Origin of the sequence: Streptomyces sp. NPDC092045, from assembly GCF_044756005.1 — a bacterium.
Taxonomy (GTDB): Bacteria; Actinomycetota; Actinomycetes; order Streptomycetales; family Streptomycetaceae; genus Streptomyces.
The window spans coordinates 115,960-130,326 of record NZ_JBIVSC010000005.1 but is presented as its reverse complement, the minus strand read 5'-3'; the positions used below and the strand labels follow the sequence as shown (position 1 = coordinate 130,326).

The 14,367-nt window shown below is 72.1% G+C and carries 12 protein-coding genes and 1 pseudogene; 5 read left to right on the top strand and 8 right to left on the bottom strand.

The window, feature by feature from the left end; all coding sequences use genetic code 11:
* Positions 1 to 38: 38 nt before the first annotated feature.
* The 6 genes and pseudogenes from ACIQKA_RS16430 to ACIQKA_RS16405 form a co-directional block, all read right to left on the bottom strand.
* Positions 39 to 1,328 (bottom strand): annotated as a pseudogene (locus tag ACIQKA_RS16430) (putative T7SS-secreted protein); the annotation flags it as partial.
* A gap of 108 nt (positions 1,329 to 1,436) precedes the next feature.
* Positions 1,437 to 2,084, bottom strand: coding sequence for a hypothetical protein (locus ACIQKA_RS16425; RefSeq protein ID WP_402541334.1), 648 nt, complete (start codon positions 2,082 to 2,084; stop codon positions 1,437 to 1,439).
* On the bottom strand, positions 2,081 to 2,512 hold the full coding sequence (locus ACIQKA_RS16420) for an SseB family protein (RefSeq protein WP_383432809.1): 432 nt from the start codon (positions 2,510 to 2,512) through the stop codon (positions 2,081 to 2,083). The genes ACIQKA_RS16425 and ACIQKA_RS16420 overlap by 4 nt, the downstream gene beginning before the upstream one ends.
* Before the next feature lie 384 nt (positions 2,513 to 2,896).
* The gene (locus tag ACIQKA_RS16415; protein ID WP_390109985.1) at positions 2,897 to 3,781 is read right to left on the bottom strand and encodes a hypothetical protein; all 885 of its coding nucleotides are present in this window, start codon (positions 3,779 to 3,781) and stop codon (positions 2,897 to 2,899) included.
* 34 nt (positions 3,782 to 3,815) lie between these two features.
* Entirely contained in the window at positions 3,816 to 4,664 is an 849-nt protein-coding gene (locus tag ACIQKA_RS16410) for a helix-turn-helix domain-containing protein (RefSeq protein WP_402541333.1), read from the bottom strand.
* Positions 4,665 to 4,960: 296 nt separating this feature from the next.
* Positions 4,961 to 5,392 (bottom strand): ATP-binding protein, encoded by a 432-nt coding sequence (locus ACIQKA_RS16405; protein ID WP_391094814.1) that lies wholly within the window; start codon positions 5,390 to 5,392, stop codon positions 4,961 to 4,963.
* A gap of 155 nt (positions 5,393 to 5,547) precedes the next feature.
* Between ACIQKA_RS16405 and ACIQKA_RS16400 the strand changes: the two genes are divergently transcribed.
* Together ACIQKA_RS16400 and ACIQKA_RS16395 are read left to right on the top strand one after the other, a co-directional pair.
* Positions 5,548 to 6,423, top strand: coding sequence for a helix-turn-helix transcriptional regulator (locus tag ACIQKA_RS16400; RefSeq protein ID WP_383432776.1), 876 nt, complete (start codon positions 5,548 to 5,550; stop codon positions 6,421 to 6,423).
* Positions 6,420 to 6,626 (top strand): DUF397 domain-containing protein, encoded by a 207-nt coding sequence (locus tag ACIQKA_RS16395; RefSeq protein ID WP_391094812.1) that lies wholly within the window; start codon positions 6,420 to 6,422, stop codon positions 6,624 to 6,626. Before ACIQKA_RS16400 ends, ACIQKA_RS16395 begins: the two co-directional genes overlap by 4 nt.
* Positions 6,627 to 6,788: 162 nt before the next feature.
* On the opposite strand, the gene metG is transcribed toward ACIQKA_RS16395, so the two are convergent.
* Positions 6,789 to 8,396: a methionine--tRNA ligase gene (gene metG / locus ACIQKA_RS16390; protein ID WP_402541332.1), complete on the bottom strand. Its 1,608-nt coding sequence runs from the start codon at positions 8,394 to 8,396 to the stop codon at positions 6,789 to 6,791.
* An 88-nt stretch (positions 8,397 to 8,484) separates the two neighbouring features.
* On the opposite strand from metG, the gene ACIQKA_RS16385 reads away from it, so the two are divergent.
* Together ACIQKA_RS16385 and ACIQKA_RS16380 are read left to right on the top strand one after the other, a co-directional pair.
* Positions 8,485 to 9,138, top strand: a complete 654-nt coding sequence (locus ACIQKA_RS16385) for a response regulator transcription factor (protein ID WP_383152698.1) — start codon at positions 8,485 to 8,487, stop codon at positions 9,136 to 9,138.
* The gene (locus tag ACIQKA_RS16380; RefSeq protein WP_402541331.1) at positions 9,135 to 10,220 is read left to right on the top strand and encodes a sensor histidine kinase; all 1,086 of its coding nucleotides are present in this window, start codon (positions 9,135 to 9,137) and stop codon (positions 10,218 to 10,220) included. Before ACIQKA_RS16385 ends, ACIQKA_RS16380 begins: the two co-directional genes overlap by 4 nt.
* A 3-nt stretch (positions 10,221 to 10,223) precedes the next feature.
* Here the strand turns inward: ACIQKA_RS16380 and ACIQKA_RS16375 are convergent, their stop codons facing one another.
* On the bottom strand, positions 10,224 to 12,047 hold the full coding sequence (locus tag ACIQKA_RS16375) for a VWA domain-containing protein (RefSeq protein WP_402541329.1): 1,824 nt from the start codon (positions 12,045 to 12,047) through the stop codon (positions 10,224 to 10,226).
* A 259-nt stretch (positions 12,048 to 12,306) separates the two neighbouring features.
* Between ACIQKA_RS16375 and ACIQKA_RS16370 the strand changes: the two genes are divergently transcribed.
* The gene (locus ACIQKA_RS16370) at positions 12,307 to 14,364 is read left to right on the top strand and encodes a PhoX family protein (RefSeq protein ID WP_383152695.1); all 2,058 of its coding nucleotides are present in this window, start codon (positions 12,307 to 12,309) and stop codon (positions 14,362 to 14,364) included.
* The last annotated feature ends 3 nt before the right edge of the window (positions 14,365 to 14,367 follow it).

The following is a 14,367-nucleotide window of genomic DNA, read 5'->3' as shown; positions in this document are numbered from 1 at the left end:
TCGCAGCTGAGGACGACGCCCTCCGCGTCGATCTCCAGGCGCTGGTCCACCGTCGACGACCACGTCGGGCCGAACCAGCGGCCGGAGCGGTGCGAGGAGTCGAAGACGCGCTGGAAGACGAGGGGCAGCGCGCCGGGGAGGGCGATGTCCGTCTGCGGCAGCAGGACGCGGCCGGACGCCATGTCCACCGGGTCGCCGTCGCACACGTTCTCGCGGCACTTGTTGCTCTGGTTGTCCGGATCCTTCTCGTGGTCGCCCCGGCTGCCGCCCGGCTTCTCCGGTCCGCCGGGCTTCTTCCCGTCGGGTAGGTGCTTCGCGCCGTTCAGGCCGAGCCGCAGGCCGCCGCGTGCGAGCCCCGCGCCCTTGGTGCCGATCAGCTCCGGCACCAGCCGGCCGAGGAACTCCGACGGGTCGCCCTTCGCCGCGTCCCAGGCGTTCTTCAGGGCCCGGTCCGGGTTCGCCGCCGAGGACGCCAGGCCGGCGAGCGTCATGTTGACGCCCTTGTAGTACTCCGCGGGGTGGGTGATGTTGTACACGTCCATCGGGTTCACCGAGCGGACGAAGTTGACCAGACCGGCCGTGCCCTTCACGACGCCGCCGCCGAAGTGGGCCAGTTCGAAGCCCTGGGCCATGCCGTGGTCCATCAGTTCCAGCTCGGCCCGCTCGCGGCCCGTCGGCTCCTTCGGAGCGTGGGCGAGCGCGGCGCGGACCGCCGCCTTCGCCGTCTCCCCGGCCTCGTTGCGGGCCGTGCGCGCGTCGTTCAGGACCTCTTGGGCACGCTGCCGCTTGGCCGCGCCGGGATCGGAGTACGCCCCGGGGTGGGGCAGCGGGCTGTCCCCCTCGCGGGCCGCCTCGTAGGCGGCGGTCTTCTTCTGGTGGGCCTCCTCGGCCTCCTTGGTCTCCCTCTCGCCCTCCTTGTACAGGGCGATCGCCTCGCGCGCCTTGCCCTGCGCGCCCACGATCGCCCGGGAGTACGTTTCGAGCGCCTCGGCCGCGTTCTCCATCGCGTCCGCCGCGTGGAGCCAGTCCGTCGGCAGGGTCTGGAACCTCTCCCGGAACGCGTCGGCCGCCGCGCCCTTCCAGTGGCTGGGGTCCAGCTTCTTCATCCCGCCGCCGACCAGGTCGAACGCGCGCTGGAAGTCCCGGAGGTTCTTCACCGCCGCGGCGATCTTCTCCGGCTTGCCGTGGACGAGCTCGTCCGCCTCCTCGGTCTGCCCGAGCTGCTTCTCCCCGACCTGCGCGCCGAGCGAGGAGGCGGTCTCGTCGCCCCAGTCCTCGACCGAGTCGGCCCAGTCGTGCGCGCCCGCCCCGTCCAGGAGCCGACCGGTCTGGTCGGTCGCGAAGTCGACGCCCTCGCCGACGAGTTCCTTGCCCTTGTCGACGCCTTCGCCGGAACTTGTCGATGCCCTTGTCGACCAGGCCGCCCCAGTCCACCATCAGCGGTTCTCCCCCCACCGGGGCTGCTCGGCCTGCTCGATCGTCGCCCGGTCGGGACCGAGCGTCTCCTTGAGCTCCTCGTCCATCGCGTCCCGCAGCTCCGGGTCAAGGGCGCCCGAGCGCTCCATCGAGTCGAGGAGCGAGTCCTCAACGTCGTACGCGGTGTTCTTCCAGGTCTGCTCCACCTCCTGGTGGGCGCCGGTGAACGACTCCGGGCTCCAGTCGGCGCCGTCCCACGTGTGCTGGTCGCGGACGGTCTCCCAGCTCATCTTCCGGACGTCGTCCTCGGAGAGGTGGGGGTTGCCGTTGAGCGAGTTCACCCCGATCTTGAACGAGTCCTTGACGTACCGCTCCTGCTCGGCGAACGAGCCGGCCGACAGACCGACGGCCTGGGCGAAGCCGTTCCCCCGCGCGGTCAGGCCGCGCACGCCCCACTCCCACCGGTCGCAGAAGGTCTCGAACTCCGACGTCAGTCCGCCGTGCCCCAACTCGAGTCCCGAAAGGGCGAGGTCGGAGAACCCCCGGCCCACCGACGCCCGGCCGATCATGCCGAGTTCCTTCAGCTCGGCGTGCGCCAGGTCGATGCCCTTCACGATCTCCGCGAGCGCCGCCGTCGGCGCCGCGAGCTCGGGCTCGTCGCCGCTCACTGTGTCCCCGCCCCCCTGTCGGTCTCCCCGAGGTCCACCACGGACCCGTCCGGAACGATCCCCGCCACCGGCGGGAACAGCACCCCGTCCGCACTTCCCGCGTCCAGCGCGACCCCGCCCGGACCGGGCAGCATCGGCACCATCACGTCGAGGAGCCGAGCGCCGAGGACGGTCCGGTACGTCCACGCGCGCCCGGCCTCCCCGCGCGCGACCGCGAACCGCGCCAGCGCCTCCTCGTCCGAGAACGCGCAGATCCACCGCACCCCGTTGAAGTCCGCGGTCCACAGACTCTCCCGGTCGTCGAACGGCACGAGGACGGCGGTGCGCCGGAACTCCCCGAGCAAACGCGCAAATTCACGCCGTGCCGTCGCGATGAGGCTGTCCGGACCGTTGTGCGCGAACGTCGGCGGTACGACCGGTTCCGGTATGCCCACCGACTTGGTCGGCTTCACTGGATGAACCGGATCCGCCAACTCCGACAGCCTCGAAACTCGTCGAGGTTTCGATATGTCGTCCTCGTTCCGGTCCCCGTTGTCCCTCACGTCGGCATGCTGCCACGTGCTCGTTCACACGAGCAACGAACAGAAAAACGAGCTTGTCATGTCCGTCGGTCGGGCGGCGGTGACAGGGACCGTCCAGGAGGTTCGGGAGGCGGGACGGGAGAGTGTCGTTCCGGTGACCGCCGCACCGGCGGTGGCGCGCGGTGTGCGGGAGCTCGTGCCCGGTCCGGAGTGGGGCCCGCAGGGGCGGCCGTATGGAAAAGGGCCCGGGGAGGGCGTGCCTCCCCGGGCCCTTCCGTCCGCCCGACCGGACTACTCCTCCGCGAAGATCTCCTCCGCCGTGACGGCCGTGACGGCGCGGGCCAGCCAGCCGCGCAGCGTCTCGGGGTCGTCGCAGCCGGTGACACGGGCGCGGACGTCGTCGGACACGTCGAGGCCGCGCTGCTCCAGGACCAGCAGTATGGCGTCGGCGCTCGCCCGGGCGCTGCCCTCGGCTCGGCCTTCGTCCCGGATCTCTTCGGCGAGGTACGACTTGTAGAAGGAGAGGTCCACGGCCACCAGGGTCCTCCAGAGGTCCTGGGCTGGGCGCTTGCTCAGCCCTTGTGCGGTGAATTCGATGATCGGGTCGGCGACGTTCTCGGGAACGTCCCGCAGCGCGGTGGACAGTGCCTTCAGTATGGCACCGATGTCCGGATCACCCGCGTGCGTGACGGCCGACAGGGTGGCCAGCGCCAGGTCCTCGGCGGCCTTGGCCGGGTCGGTGATGACGGGCATGTTGTGCGGGCCCACGACGATCGGCCGGACGCTGAGGGTGGGCATGTAGGCGGGCCCGCTGGAGACCGGCAGACCGGCCCATTCCGCCGTGGCCCGGTCCTGGCAGACGACCAGCAGGACGGTCGGCAGCCCGTACTTCGTCCACAGGTAGGAGACGTAGTAGGCCCAGCTCGCCGGCTTGGACGGGTCCTTCCTGCCCTGCGCCTCGATGGCCAGGAGGAGGGAGCCGTCCCGGGCGCTGTCGAGTCGCAGGAGGGTGTCGACGCGGCGCTCGACCGGCCGCGTCTCGGTGAGGTCGTTCGGCAGGACGACCGCCTCGACGGCGTCCGGGAGGGGGAGGCCCAGCACGTCCTTCAGACGGCTGAAGAGGTGGAGGTCGTGCCGGAAGATGTGGTGCATCGCTTCGTGCGGTGGGTTGACCATGAAGTTCCTCGGGGTGTGGTGTCGCGGAGGACCGTCAGGTGCGGCAGGCGCCGCAGGCGCCGGGTTCGGGAGCGCGGTGGGCCCGGTCGCAGACGTCGCAGTTCTGGAGCGGGTGGAGGACGGAGAGGGCCCCGGGCACGCGGAAGGGCGGCAGGGGCGGGAGCCGGTCGGCGAGGCGGTGGGCCAGGAGGGCGGCCGGGCGGTGGAGGGGCTCCGACGGGAGGCCGGTGGTCAGGGCGCGGTGGACGGCCTCGGGGGCGAGGTCCCGCTCCAGCCAGGCGGCGACGCCCGGGACGAGGTGTTCGGCGTCCGTCGCGGAGATCAGGAGTCGGGGGTCGGTGCGGCGGAGGCCCGAGAGGACCCCGAGGGCGGTCGCGAGCAGGTCGGGGGCGGGGTACGCGGGCTGCGGGACGGCGGGCAGGAGCCGGGGCCCGGGCGCGCTCTTCCGGCGGGCGGGGCGCCGGGGCTTCGGCTCCTCCGGGGCGTCGGCCCGGCCTGGCTGGTTGCAGGACACCGTGCGGGTGACGACGCGCCCGTCCTTCGTGCGCTCGCGGGTGCGGCGCAGGTAGCCGTGGGCCTCCAGTTCGCGCAGGGCGCCGGCGATCCGGGTCGTCCCCTCGGGGAACCGGGCGGCCAGGCTCCTGATGTCGACGGACGCGCCGCCGGGGAGCGACTGGATGTGCACGCCGAGGCCGATGGCCAGCAGCGACAGCTCGGGGTGCTGGGCGAGGTGGTTGCCGATCACCGTGAAGCGGGTGGTGTGGCGGGTGTTGTCGTGAACGACCCCACCGCAGACCGCGGCCGTACGGGGACGCGAGGAGCGCTTTTTCCAGTCGTTACGGGACGGGGCGTGCGGGCGCGCGTTAGTGTGCTGGGTATCCATCGGGAAGCCTTACTTCCTCGGTGGTCAGGCCCTCGCCTTGGGATTGCCCTCCCGGCGGGGGCCGACGCATGTCTGAAGGGGGCAGTCATATGCCAGTCGGGCAGAGCGTAAGACAGGCAACCGGGCTCAAATCCAGCTCTGTTGGTGTTTTTCACCCGAGCGAGTGAGTGTCTGCCTGAGCGGGGAGTGGGGTGGGGCTTGGTGGGTTTCTTTCTCTCTCGTCGTTCCTTGAGGAGACGGTCCGCCCCACCGAGGGCCGGGTTCCTGGACGCCGGTGTCTGTGTCGTTGGAGCAGGTCAGGGGCGCGGGAGATCGAGTTCGGCCCATACGGTCTTCCGGGGTGCCGGGCCGGGCTCGACGCCCCACCGGTCGGACAGCGCCTCGACCAGGAGCAGTCCGCGTCCCGAGTCGCCCTCGGGGAAGGCCGGTCGGACACACGGCAGTTCCTCGCTCCGGGTGTCCGTCACCTCGATCCGCAGGACGCTCCCGTGGTCGAGGAGCCCGAGCCGGAAGCTGCGGCCGGCGACCCGGCCGTGCGCGGCGGCGTTCGCGGCGAGTTCGGCGACGACGTGGGTGGCGGACTCGGTCACGCCGTACGGGATCTCGTGGTCCCGCATCCACTCGACGGCGAGCAGCCGGGCGAGCCGGGCCCCACGGGGTGTGGGGGACAGGAGGACGCCGAAGTGTCGCGCGGGCGCATGGACTTGGGTGGTGTTCTGCTGGTTCACGTCACCGAGCGTGGCGGCCCCGGGCTACCGTGAACAGTGACGGCGCCGATGCGTAGAGTCACTGTCCGGAGCTTGTCCACTGCTGTCCGGGCTGTCCGGACCTTCCGCAGGGGTAGGGGCATCGCGCCACGAAGGGGCGAGGGAAGGGTGCGGGTATGTCGGTGGACGGTGGGGCCCAGCGGCTCAGGACCGAGGCGGACGAGCCGGGGTGGGAGGTCGATCCCGACGATGACTGGGGAGTGGCCGTCGTCGCCACCGTGGGGCGGCAGCTGAGGCTGCGGCGGGAGGCGTTGGGCATGCGGGCCGCCGAACTCGGTGAGGTCACCGGGTACGGCGAGGACATGATCTACAAGATCGAGGGCGGGAAGCGGATCCCCCGCCCCGAGTTCCTGGACAAGGCGGACGAGGTACTGGCGGCGGGCGGGCTGCTGTCGGCCATGAAGGAGGACGTGGCGAAGGTTCGATACCCGAAGAAGGTGCGGGCCTTGGCGAAGATGGAGGAGAGGGCGGTCGAGATCCAGCTCTACGACCCGCTCAACATTCACGGCCTCTTGCAGACGCCGGAGTACGCGCGTGGGCTGCTGTCGATGCGACGGCCGGCGTACACGCAGGGCGAGGTGGAGCGGATGGCCGCTGGTCGTATCGCCCGGCAGAGCATCTTCCTGCGGGACCCTGCCCCGGAGATCAGTTTCGTCCTGGAGGAGTGGACGCTTCGTCGCCCGCTCGGTGGGTGGGCGTTGCGACGGGCACAGTTGGAGCGTCTGCTGGAGGTGGGACGATTGCGGAACGTCGAGCTTCAGGTGATGCCGATGGACCGTGAGGAGCACGCCGGTGTGGACGGCGGCATCGAGGTGCTGAAGTTCAGTGACGGATCGGCGGTGGGGCGCTCTCCGGTAGTGGCCAACGGGCGACCCGTGACCGAGCGGAAGCAGCTCCATATCCTGGAGTTGCGGTATGGCATCATCCGGGCTCAGGCACTCGCTCCGCGTGAGTCGACCGCCCTCATCGAGCAACTGCTGGGAGAGACATGATCCGCAACACCTCGGCCGGGGACGCCTCCGAACTGGCCTGGTTCAAGAGCAGCTACAGCAGCGGCAGCGAGGGGGACTCCTGCGTCGAGGTCGCGGCCGCCCCCGGCGCGGTCCACGTCCGCGACTCCAAGTGCGCCGACGGCCCGCAGCTCGCGCTGACGCCGGGAGCGTGGGCGGGCTTCGTGTCGTACGCGTCCGACTGAGACCGCGCCGTGTGCGCCCCGCGCCGGGTGTTCGAGGAGGCGGAGCCGCGCCGGTGCCGCGTTGCACGGCGGGCCTCCTGTGCGGTCGCGGGGAGACGGGTACACCGAAGGCCGCCGCCCCGTGCGTAAGGGGGTGGCGGCCTTCGGTACGTCATCGGACCGTCAGTCCTTCTTCGGCTCCTCCAGGCGCGGGAACAGCACCGCGCCCTTCGTCACCGTCGCGCCCGCCGGGAGCTGACCCCACGTGGCGGAGGACTGGACCGGCTGCGCGGCCAGGGCGCCCAGCGACGCCTCGGCGCCCAGGGAGTCCCAGAGGGCCTGCGAGGTCTCCGGCATGATCGGGTTGAGCAGGACGGCGACGGCGCGGAGGGACTCGGCGGCCGTGTAGAGGATCGTCGCCAGGCGGGCGCGGCCCTCCTCCGACTCGTCCTTGGCGACCTTCCACGGCTCCTGCTCCGTGATGTAGCCGTTGACCTGCTTCACGAAGTCGAAGATCGCCAGGATGCCGGCCTGGAAGTCCAGTTCCTCGCCGATCTTCAGGTCGGCCGTGGCGACCGCTGCCGCCAGGCCGTCCTGGACCGCCTTCTCCGCGTCGCCGTCCGCCGCCGACGCCGGCAGCTCGCCGCCGAAGTACTTGCCGACCATCGCCGCCACGCGCGAGGCGAGGTTGCCGTAGTCGTTCGCCAGCTCGCTCGTGTAGCGGGCGGTGAAGTCCTCCCACGAGAACGAGCCGTCCTGGCCGAACGCGATCGCCCGCAGGAAGTACCAGCGGTACGCGTCCACGCCGAAGTGCGAGGTCAGGTCCTGCGGCTTGATGCCGGTCAGGTTCGACTTCGACATCTTCTCGCCGCCGACCATCAGCCAGCCGTTGGCCGCCACCCGGCCCGGGACCGGCAGGCCCTGCGCCATCAGCATCGCCGGCCAGATCACCGCGTGGAACCGCAGGATGTCCTTGCCGATCAGGTGCACGTCCGCCGGGAACGTCTCGTCGAACTTCGCCGGGTTCTCGTTGTAGCCGACGGCCGTCGCGTAGTTCAGGAGCGCGTCGATCCACACGTAGATGACGTGCTTCTCGTCCCACGGCACCGGGATGCCCCAGTCGAACGTCGAGCGCGAGATGGAGAGGTCCTCCAGGCCCTGCTTGACGAAGTTCACGACCTCGTTGCGGGCCGACTCCGGCTGGATGAAGCCCGGGTTCGCCTCGTAGAACTCAAGGAGCTTCGGGCCGTACGCGCTCAGCTTGAAGAAGTAGTTCTCCTCCTTGAGGATCTCCACCGGCCTCTTGTGGACGGCGCACAGCTTCGTGCCGTCCTCCGCCTCGACGAGGTCGCCGGGGAGCTTGAACTCCTCGCAGCCCACGCAGTACGGGCCCTCGTACCCGCCCTTGTAGATCTCGTCCTTGTCGTACAGGTCCTGCACGAACTCCTGGACGCGGTCCGTGTGACGCTTCTGCGTGGTGCGGATGAAGTCGTCGTTCGCGATGTTCAGGTGCTCCCAGAGGGGCTTCCACGCCTCTTCCACGAGCTTGTCGCACCAGGCCTGCGGCGAGACGTCGTTCGCCTCGGCCGTGCGCATGATCTTCTGACCGTGCTCGTCCGTGCCGGTGAGGAACCACACCTTCTCGCCGCGCTGACGGTGCCAGCGCGTGAGCACGTCGCCTGCGACGGTCGTGTAGGCGTGGCCCAGGTGAGGAGCGTCGTTGACGTAGTAAATGGGGGTCGTGACGTAGTACGCCTTCGCCCCCTGCTTCTCGGATCCAGTGGCCGCCATGGTCGAAATCCTAACGGCCCCGCGAAGATCCACTCACATCCTTAAACCCGGGGAGGGGGTGGGGCGGGGGCTTCGGGAAGATGGGGGGATGCGTGTACTGGTAGCCGAGGACGAGCGCGTCCTCGCCGGGTTCGTCGCCACCGGCCTGCGGCGGGCCGGATTCGCCGTCGACACCGTCCACGACGGCGAGGACGCCCTGGAGCGGCTGGACCTCCACGCGTACGACGTGCTCGTCCTCGACCGCGACCTGCCCCGCGTCCACGGCGACGACGTCGCCCGCCGCCTCGTCGCCGGCGGATCCCGCACCCGGATCCTGATGCTGACCGCCGCCACGGCCGTCGAGGACCGGGTGGAGGGGCTCGACCTCGGAGCCGACGACTACCTCGGCAAGCCCTTCGAGTTCCCCGAGCTGGTCTCCCGCGTCCGCGCCCTGCGCCGCCGCTCCGCCCGGCCCCTGCCGCCGCTCCTCGAACGGGACGGGCTGCGGATGGACACCGTCCGGCGGACCGCCGACCGCGACGGGCGCGACCTCGACCTCTCCCCCAAGGAGTTCTCCGTCCTCCAGATCCTCCTGGAGGCCGACGGCGCCGCCGTCTCCGCCGAGGAACTCCTCGAACGCGCCTGGGACGCCCACGCCGACCCCTTCACCGGAGCCGTCCGCGTCTGCATGAGCAAGCTGCGGGCCAAGCTGGGGGAGCCGGGCATGATCCGGACCGTGCAGGGCGTGGGGTACGTGCTGTGAGCGCCTCCGGGACCGGATGCCTCGGGGCCGGGTCCACCATCAGGACCCGGATCGCCCTCGTGTACGGAGGGGTCTTCCTGGTCCTCGGCGCCCTGCTGCTGCTCGTGGTGAACCTGCTGGTCAGGGCCGGTACGGACGGGGAGACGGAGGCGATCGTGGCGCGGGCCGACGAGGTCGCCGTCGTGGAGGCGTACCGGATCGGGGACGACGTCGGCCGGGCCGCGCACCAGCAGATGCTCATGTGGTCCTGCATGTCCCTGCTCGTGATCGCCTGCGGCGCCGTGGCCGTGGGCTGGTGGACGGCGGGGCGCGTGCTGCGGCCCGTCCACGAGATGACCGCCCGCGCCCGGCGCCTCTCCGAGCGGGACCTCGGCGGGCGGCTCGCGGTGCGCGGGCCCGACGACGAGCTGAAGGAGCTCGGCGACACGATCGACGCGCTGCTCGGGCGCCTGGAGACCGCCTTCGACAGCCAGCGGCGGTTCATCGCCAACGCCTCGCACGAGCTGCGCACCCCGCTCGCCACCCAGCGCGCGGCCCTCCAGGTCGGTCTGGACGAGGACTGCGAGGTCCGGCAGGTCCTCCTCGACACCAACCGGCACAGCGAACGCCTCCTCGACGGCCTGCTCCTCCTCGCCCGCAGCGAGCGCGGGCTCGCCGAACGCGAGGACGTGCCCTTCGCCGAGATCGTCGCGGAGGAGTACGCGGACGCGGCCGTCGCGGAGGGCGGTGTCGTACGGGGGAGCCGGGTGCTGCTCCGGCAGCTCGTGCGGAACCTCGTCGCGAACGCGGTCGTCCACAACGTACCGGGGGGCTTCGTGGACGTGCGGGTGGCGGGCGGCGTGCTGACCGTGGTCAACACCGGGCCCGTCGTTCCGCCCGGCGAGGTCGAGGCCCTCTTCCAGCCCTTCCGGCGCGGCGAGGGGCGCGACCGCACGGGGCCCGGCGCCGGGCTCGGACTCTCCATCGTGCGGTCGATCGCCGTCGCCCACGGCGGGAACGTGGCGGCGGTGGCGCGGGGCGCGGGGGAGGGCGGCGGACTCGTGGTGACGGTGACCCTGCCGGTCACCGCCACCCGGCTCTAGGACCTACAGCTCCAGGCCTTCGAGCAGACCCCGGTAGAAGGCGGCGTGCGCCGTCCCGGCCGGGGCCGCGCCCGGGAAGTACGCGGCGGTACGGGGCGTGCCGCCGAGCTTCCTGAGGTAGTCGAAGGCCTTGTTGTCCGGCTCGCCCCAGGCCACGAACCGCCAGTGCAGCGGGCGGTCCGCCGCCCCGGCGAGCGCCTGCGTGGCGGCCGTCTTCGCGTCCGGAGCGCCGTCGGTCTGGAAGACGACCAGGGCCGGGCGGGCGGGGTCGGTCTTCTCGTGGTGGGCGAGGACCTCCTCCACGGCGCGGTGGTAGTGGGTGCGGCCCAGGCGGCCCAGACCGGCGTTGATCTCCTCGACGCCGGTGGGGGAGAGCGTGGCGGGGGTCAGCTCGGCGGTGCCGTCGATGTCCGTGGAGAAGAACACGGCCGTGACGGCGGCGTCCTCGGCGAGGTGCGCCGCGAGCGCCACCGTCTGCTCGGCGAGCCGCTGCACGGAGCCGTCCTTGAAGTACCCGCGCATCGAGCCGGACCGGTCGACGACCAGGTACACGGCGGCCCGCGCCCCGTCGAGCCCTTGCTTCTTGAGCACGGTCCCGGCGGCCTTGTACGCGTCGACGAGGTGCGGGGCGACGGCCTTGACCCTGGCGAGGGAGAGGGCGGGACCGGCGGTCGCCGGGGCGGGAACCCCGGGGGTCTCGGAAGCCTCGTGCGTCGCCGGAACCTCGGGCTCCAGGGCGGTGATCACGGGGGCTTCCGGGGTGGGCACGGGGGCGGTGGCCTCCGGCACGGGGGTGGTGGCGGGGGCCTCCGGCTCCGGCTCCGGGGCGGGGGCGGGGGCGGCCTCGGGGGCGGTGGCTTCGGCGGGCTCGGGCTCGGCCGGGGTCTCGGAGGCGGCGGGCTCGGGCCGGGCCTCCGGCTCGGCCGGGGTCTCGGGCTCGGCCGGAGTCTCGGACTCCGCCAGGGTCGCGGGCTCCGCCGGGGCGGCTTCCCGCGCCCGGGGCTCGTCGGTGTTGTCCGTCGGCTGCGCCGCCACCTGCTCCTCCGGAGCGGGAGCGGCGGCGGGCTCGGCCGGGGCCTCCGCCTCCGCCTGCGGCTCGGCGTCCGGGGCCTTCTCCTCGGCGGTGGTGGCGGTGGTGGCGGTGGCGGTGGTGGTGGTCGGCTCGGCCTGAGGCTCCGCCTCCGGAGCCTCGGCCTCGGTGGTGGCCTCCGGCTCGGCCGGGGTCTCGACCGCCGTTCCGGCCGGCTCGGCCGGAGCCTCGACGGCGCTCGCCCCGTGCTCCTCCGCCACCTGCTCCTCCGGAGCCTCGGAAGCCGTCCCGGCGCCGGCCGCCTCGGGCTCCTCCGGAGCCGGAGCCGTCGCGGGGGCGTTCTCGGTCGTGGCAGCCGTCTCCGGCTCCTCCTGCCCGGCCGACTCGGCCGGAGCACCGGCAGCCGTCCCGGGCTCCCCCTGAACGGGGGCCGTCCCGGTGGCCGGTTCCGTCACCGCCTCCGGCTCCGCGGGAGCGACCGGCGCCGGCTCCTCCACGACGACCGGTTCCGGCTCCGCCTTCCGGGCCTTCGGGACCTGCGGGTTGTCGAAGGACGCCGCCACCAGGTCGTCCGCCGCCCGGCGGGCCTCCTCCTCGGTGGCCTCGGGAGCCGCGGAGGCCTCCGGGGTCACCGGAGCCGTCGGGGCGGCCGACGTGACCGGATCCGACGTCTCCGGGGCCTTCACGGCCTCCGCCGTCTCCACCGTCTCCTCACGCGACTGGGGCGGGACGGAGGTTGCCGGGGAGTCCTCGCGGTCCCGGCCGAACACCTTGCGCAGCATGCTCCGAATACCCATGGGCGAACCCTTTCGCATGAGTGGGGGTGCAGTGTGAATGTCCGTACTGGGTGTTTCGGGACTTTCATCCCTGGCCAGGGCGGATACGTAAGGTTAGCGGCCACTTCCCGCCACCTCCGTGCCCCGGTCGCCCTCGGACGCCCCGCATTCATCCGGCGTTCATTCCGCCGCCGCTCCCGTGCAGGGACCCGCACCTAGCGTCACCGCCGAAGACATCCCGACACCATGTCGGCGCAGTGCTGCGCCGGAGGAGGACGAAGTGCGCAAACTGCTGCCGCTCCTGAGCACGAACCCGCACGGAGGCGGCCGTTCCGCTCTCACCTGCCGCTACCGCTGCGGAGACGCCTGCTTCCACGAGGTGCCCAACACCAGCGACAACGAGTACGCCGGCGACCTCATAGCCGGTGTCCTCTCCCGCCGTTCCGCCCTGCGCGCCGCCGCCGTCGTCACCGTCGCCTCCGCCGTCGGCGGCGCCGCCGTGCTCGGCGAGGCCCCGGCGGCCGAGGCCCACGGCGGTCACGGCCACGGGCACCCGCCCGTCAAGGCCGACGGCGCCCGCGGCCTCCGCTTCGCCCCCGTCGCGCCCAACACCGCCGACAAGGTCACCGTCCCCTCCGGCTACTCCCAGAACGTGGTCGTCCGCTGGGGCGAGCCCATCCTCCGCGGCGCCCCGGCCTTCGACGCCGAGAAGCAGACCGCGAAGGCCCAGGCCGGCCAGTTCGGCTACAACAACGACTTCCTCTCCCTGCTGCCGCTGTCCGGGGAGCGCGACCGCCAGGTCCTCGTCGCCAACCACGAGTACACCGACGAAGTCCTGATGTTCCGCGGCTACGACCCCGAGAACCCGACCCGCGAGCAGGTCGAGATCGCCTGGGCCGCGCACGGCCTGTCCGTCGTCGTGGTCGAGGAGGAGCGCCGTACGGGCAGGCTGACGCCGGTCTCCCGCCACCACCTCAACCGGCGGCTGCACACGACCAGCGAGTTCCGGGTCACCGGCCCCGCCGCGGGCGGCGACCTGCTGAAGACCTCCGCCGACCCGACCGGCCGCAAGGTCCTCGGCACGCTCAACAACTGCGCCGGCGGCACCACCCCGTGGGGCACCACCCTCCACGGCGAGGAGAACTTCAACCAGTACTTCGCCAACGGCTCCAGCGCCACCGACAAGCGCTACGGCGTCGGCTCCGGCGCCACCGAGCGCAAGTGGGAGCGGTTCGACAAGCGCTTCGACCTGAAGCAGGAGCCCAACGAGGTCCACCGCTTCGGCTGGGTCGTCGAGCTCGACCCGTACGACCCCGACTCCACGCCCCGCAAGCGCACCGCCCTCGGCCGCTTCAAGCACGAGGCCGCGCAGCCCCGCCTCACCGCCGACGGGCGCCCGGTCGTCTACATGGGCGACGACGAGCGCTTCGACTACTTCTACAAGTTCGTCTCCTCGAAGCGGATGAGGAAGGGGAGTTCGCGGGCCGCCCGCGAGCACAACCTCACCCTCCTCGACGAGGGCACGCTGTACGTCGCCAGGCTGACCGGCGACTCCCCGGCCGCCGAGGTCGACGGCACCGGAAAGCTCCCGAACGACGGCGAGTTCGACGGCTCCGGCGTGTGGATCCCGCTCGCCACCGGGAACGTCTCGCACGTCCCCGGCATGACCGCCGAGGAGGTGTACGTCTTCACCCGCCTCGCCGGCGACAAGGTCGGGGCGACGAAGATGGACCGCCCCGAGGACGTCGAGCCGAGCCCCCGCACCGGCCGCGTGTACGTCGCGCTCACCAACAACACCGACCGCGGCAAGGCCGGCAAGGCGGGCGCGGACGAGGCCAACCCGCGCAACCTCAACAAGCACGGGCAGATCCTCGAGCTGGCCGAGCACTGGGACGACCCGTCCTCGGACGGCTTCGCCTGGCGCCTCTTCCTCGTCGCGGGCGACCCGAACGACCCGGCGACCTACTTCGCCGGCTTCCCCAAGGAGAAGGTCTCCCCGATCTCCTGCCCGGACAACGTCGCCTTCGACCCGCACGGCAACCTGTGGATCTCCACCGACGGCGCCCAGCTCGGCTCGCACGACGGCCTGTTCGGCGTCGCGGTGCAGGGCGAGCGGCGCGGTGAGCTGAAGCAGTTCCTGACCGTGCCGAAGGGCGCCGAGACCTGCGGCCCGATCGTCCAGGACCGGCGCGTGCTCGTCGCCGTGCAGCACCCGGGCGAGGTCGACGGGGCGTCGGTCGAGAAGCCCGCGTCGACCTGGCCCGACGGTCCCGGGAAGATCGTCCGGCCGTCGGTCGTCGCCGTCTGGCGCACGGACGGGCGCGACATCGGCGTCTGACCG

What these genes read in the sequence shown, in the direction of transcription:
- metG (WP_402541332.1), bottom strand. Translation starts at nt 8,396, where the DNA reads ATGGCGGCCACTGGATCCGAGAAGCAGGGGGCGAAGGCGTACTACGTC.
- ACIQKA_RS16415 (WP_390109985.1), bottom strand. Translation starts at nt 3,781, where the DNA reads ATGGTCAACCCACCGCACGAAGCGATGCACCACATCTTCCGGCACGAC.
- ACIQKA_RS16385 (WP_383152698.1), top strand. Translation starts at nt 8,485, where the DNA reads ATGCGTGTACTGGTAGCCGAGGACGAGCGCGTCCTCGCCGGGTTCGTC.
- ACIQKA_RS16395 (WP_391094812.1), top strand. Translation starts at nt 6,420, where the DNA reads ATGATCCGCAACACCTCGGCCGGGGACGCCTCCGAACTGGCCTGGTTC.
- ACIQKA_RS16375 (WP_402541329.1), bottom strand. Translation starts at nt 12,047, where the DNA reads ATGGGTATTCGGAGCATGCTGCGCAAGGTGTTCGGCCGGGACCGCGAG.
- ACIQKA_RS16400 (WP_383432776.1), top strand. Translation starts at nt 5,548, where the DNA reads ATGTCGGTGGACGGTGGGGCCCAGCGGCTCAGGACCGAGGCGGACGAG.
- ACIQKA_RS16410 (WP_402541333.1), bottom strand. Translation starts at nt 4,664, where the DNA reads ATGGATACCCAGCACACTAACGCGCGCCCGCACGCCCCGTCCCGTAAC.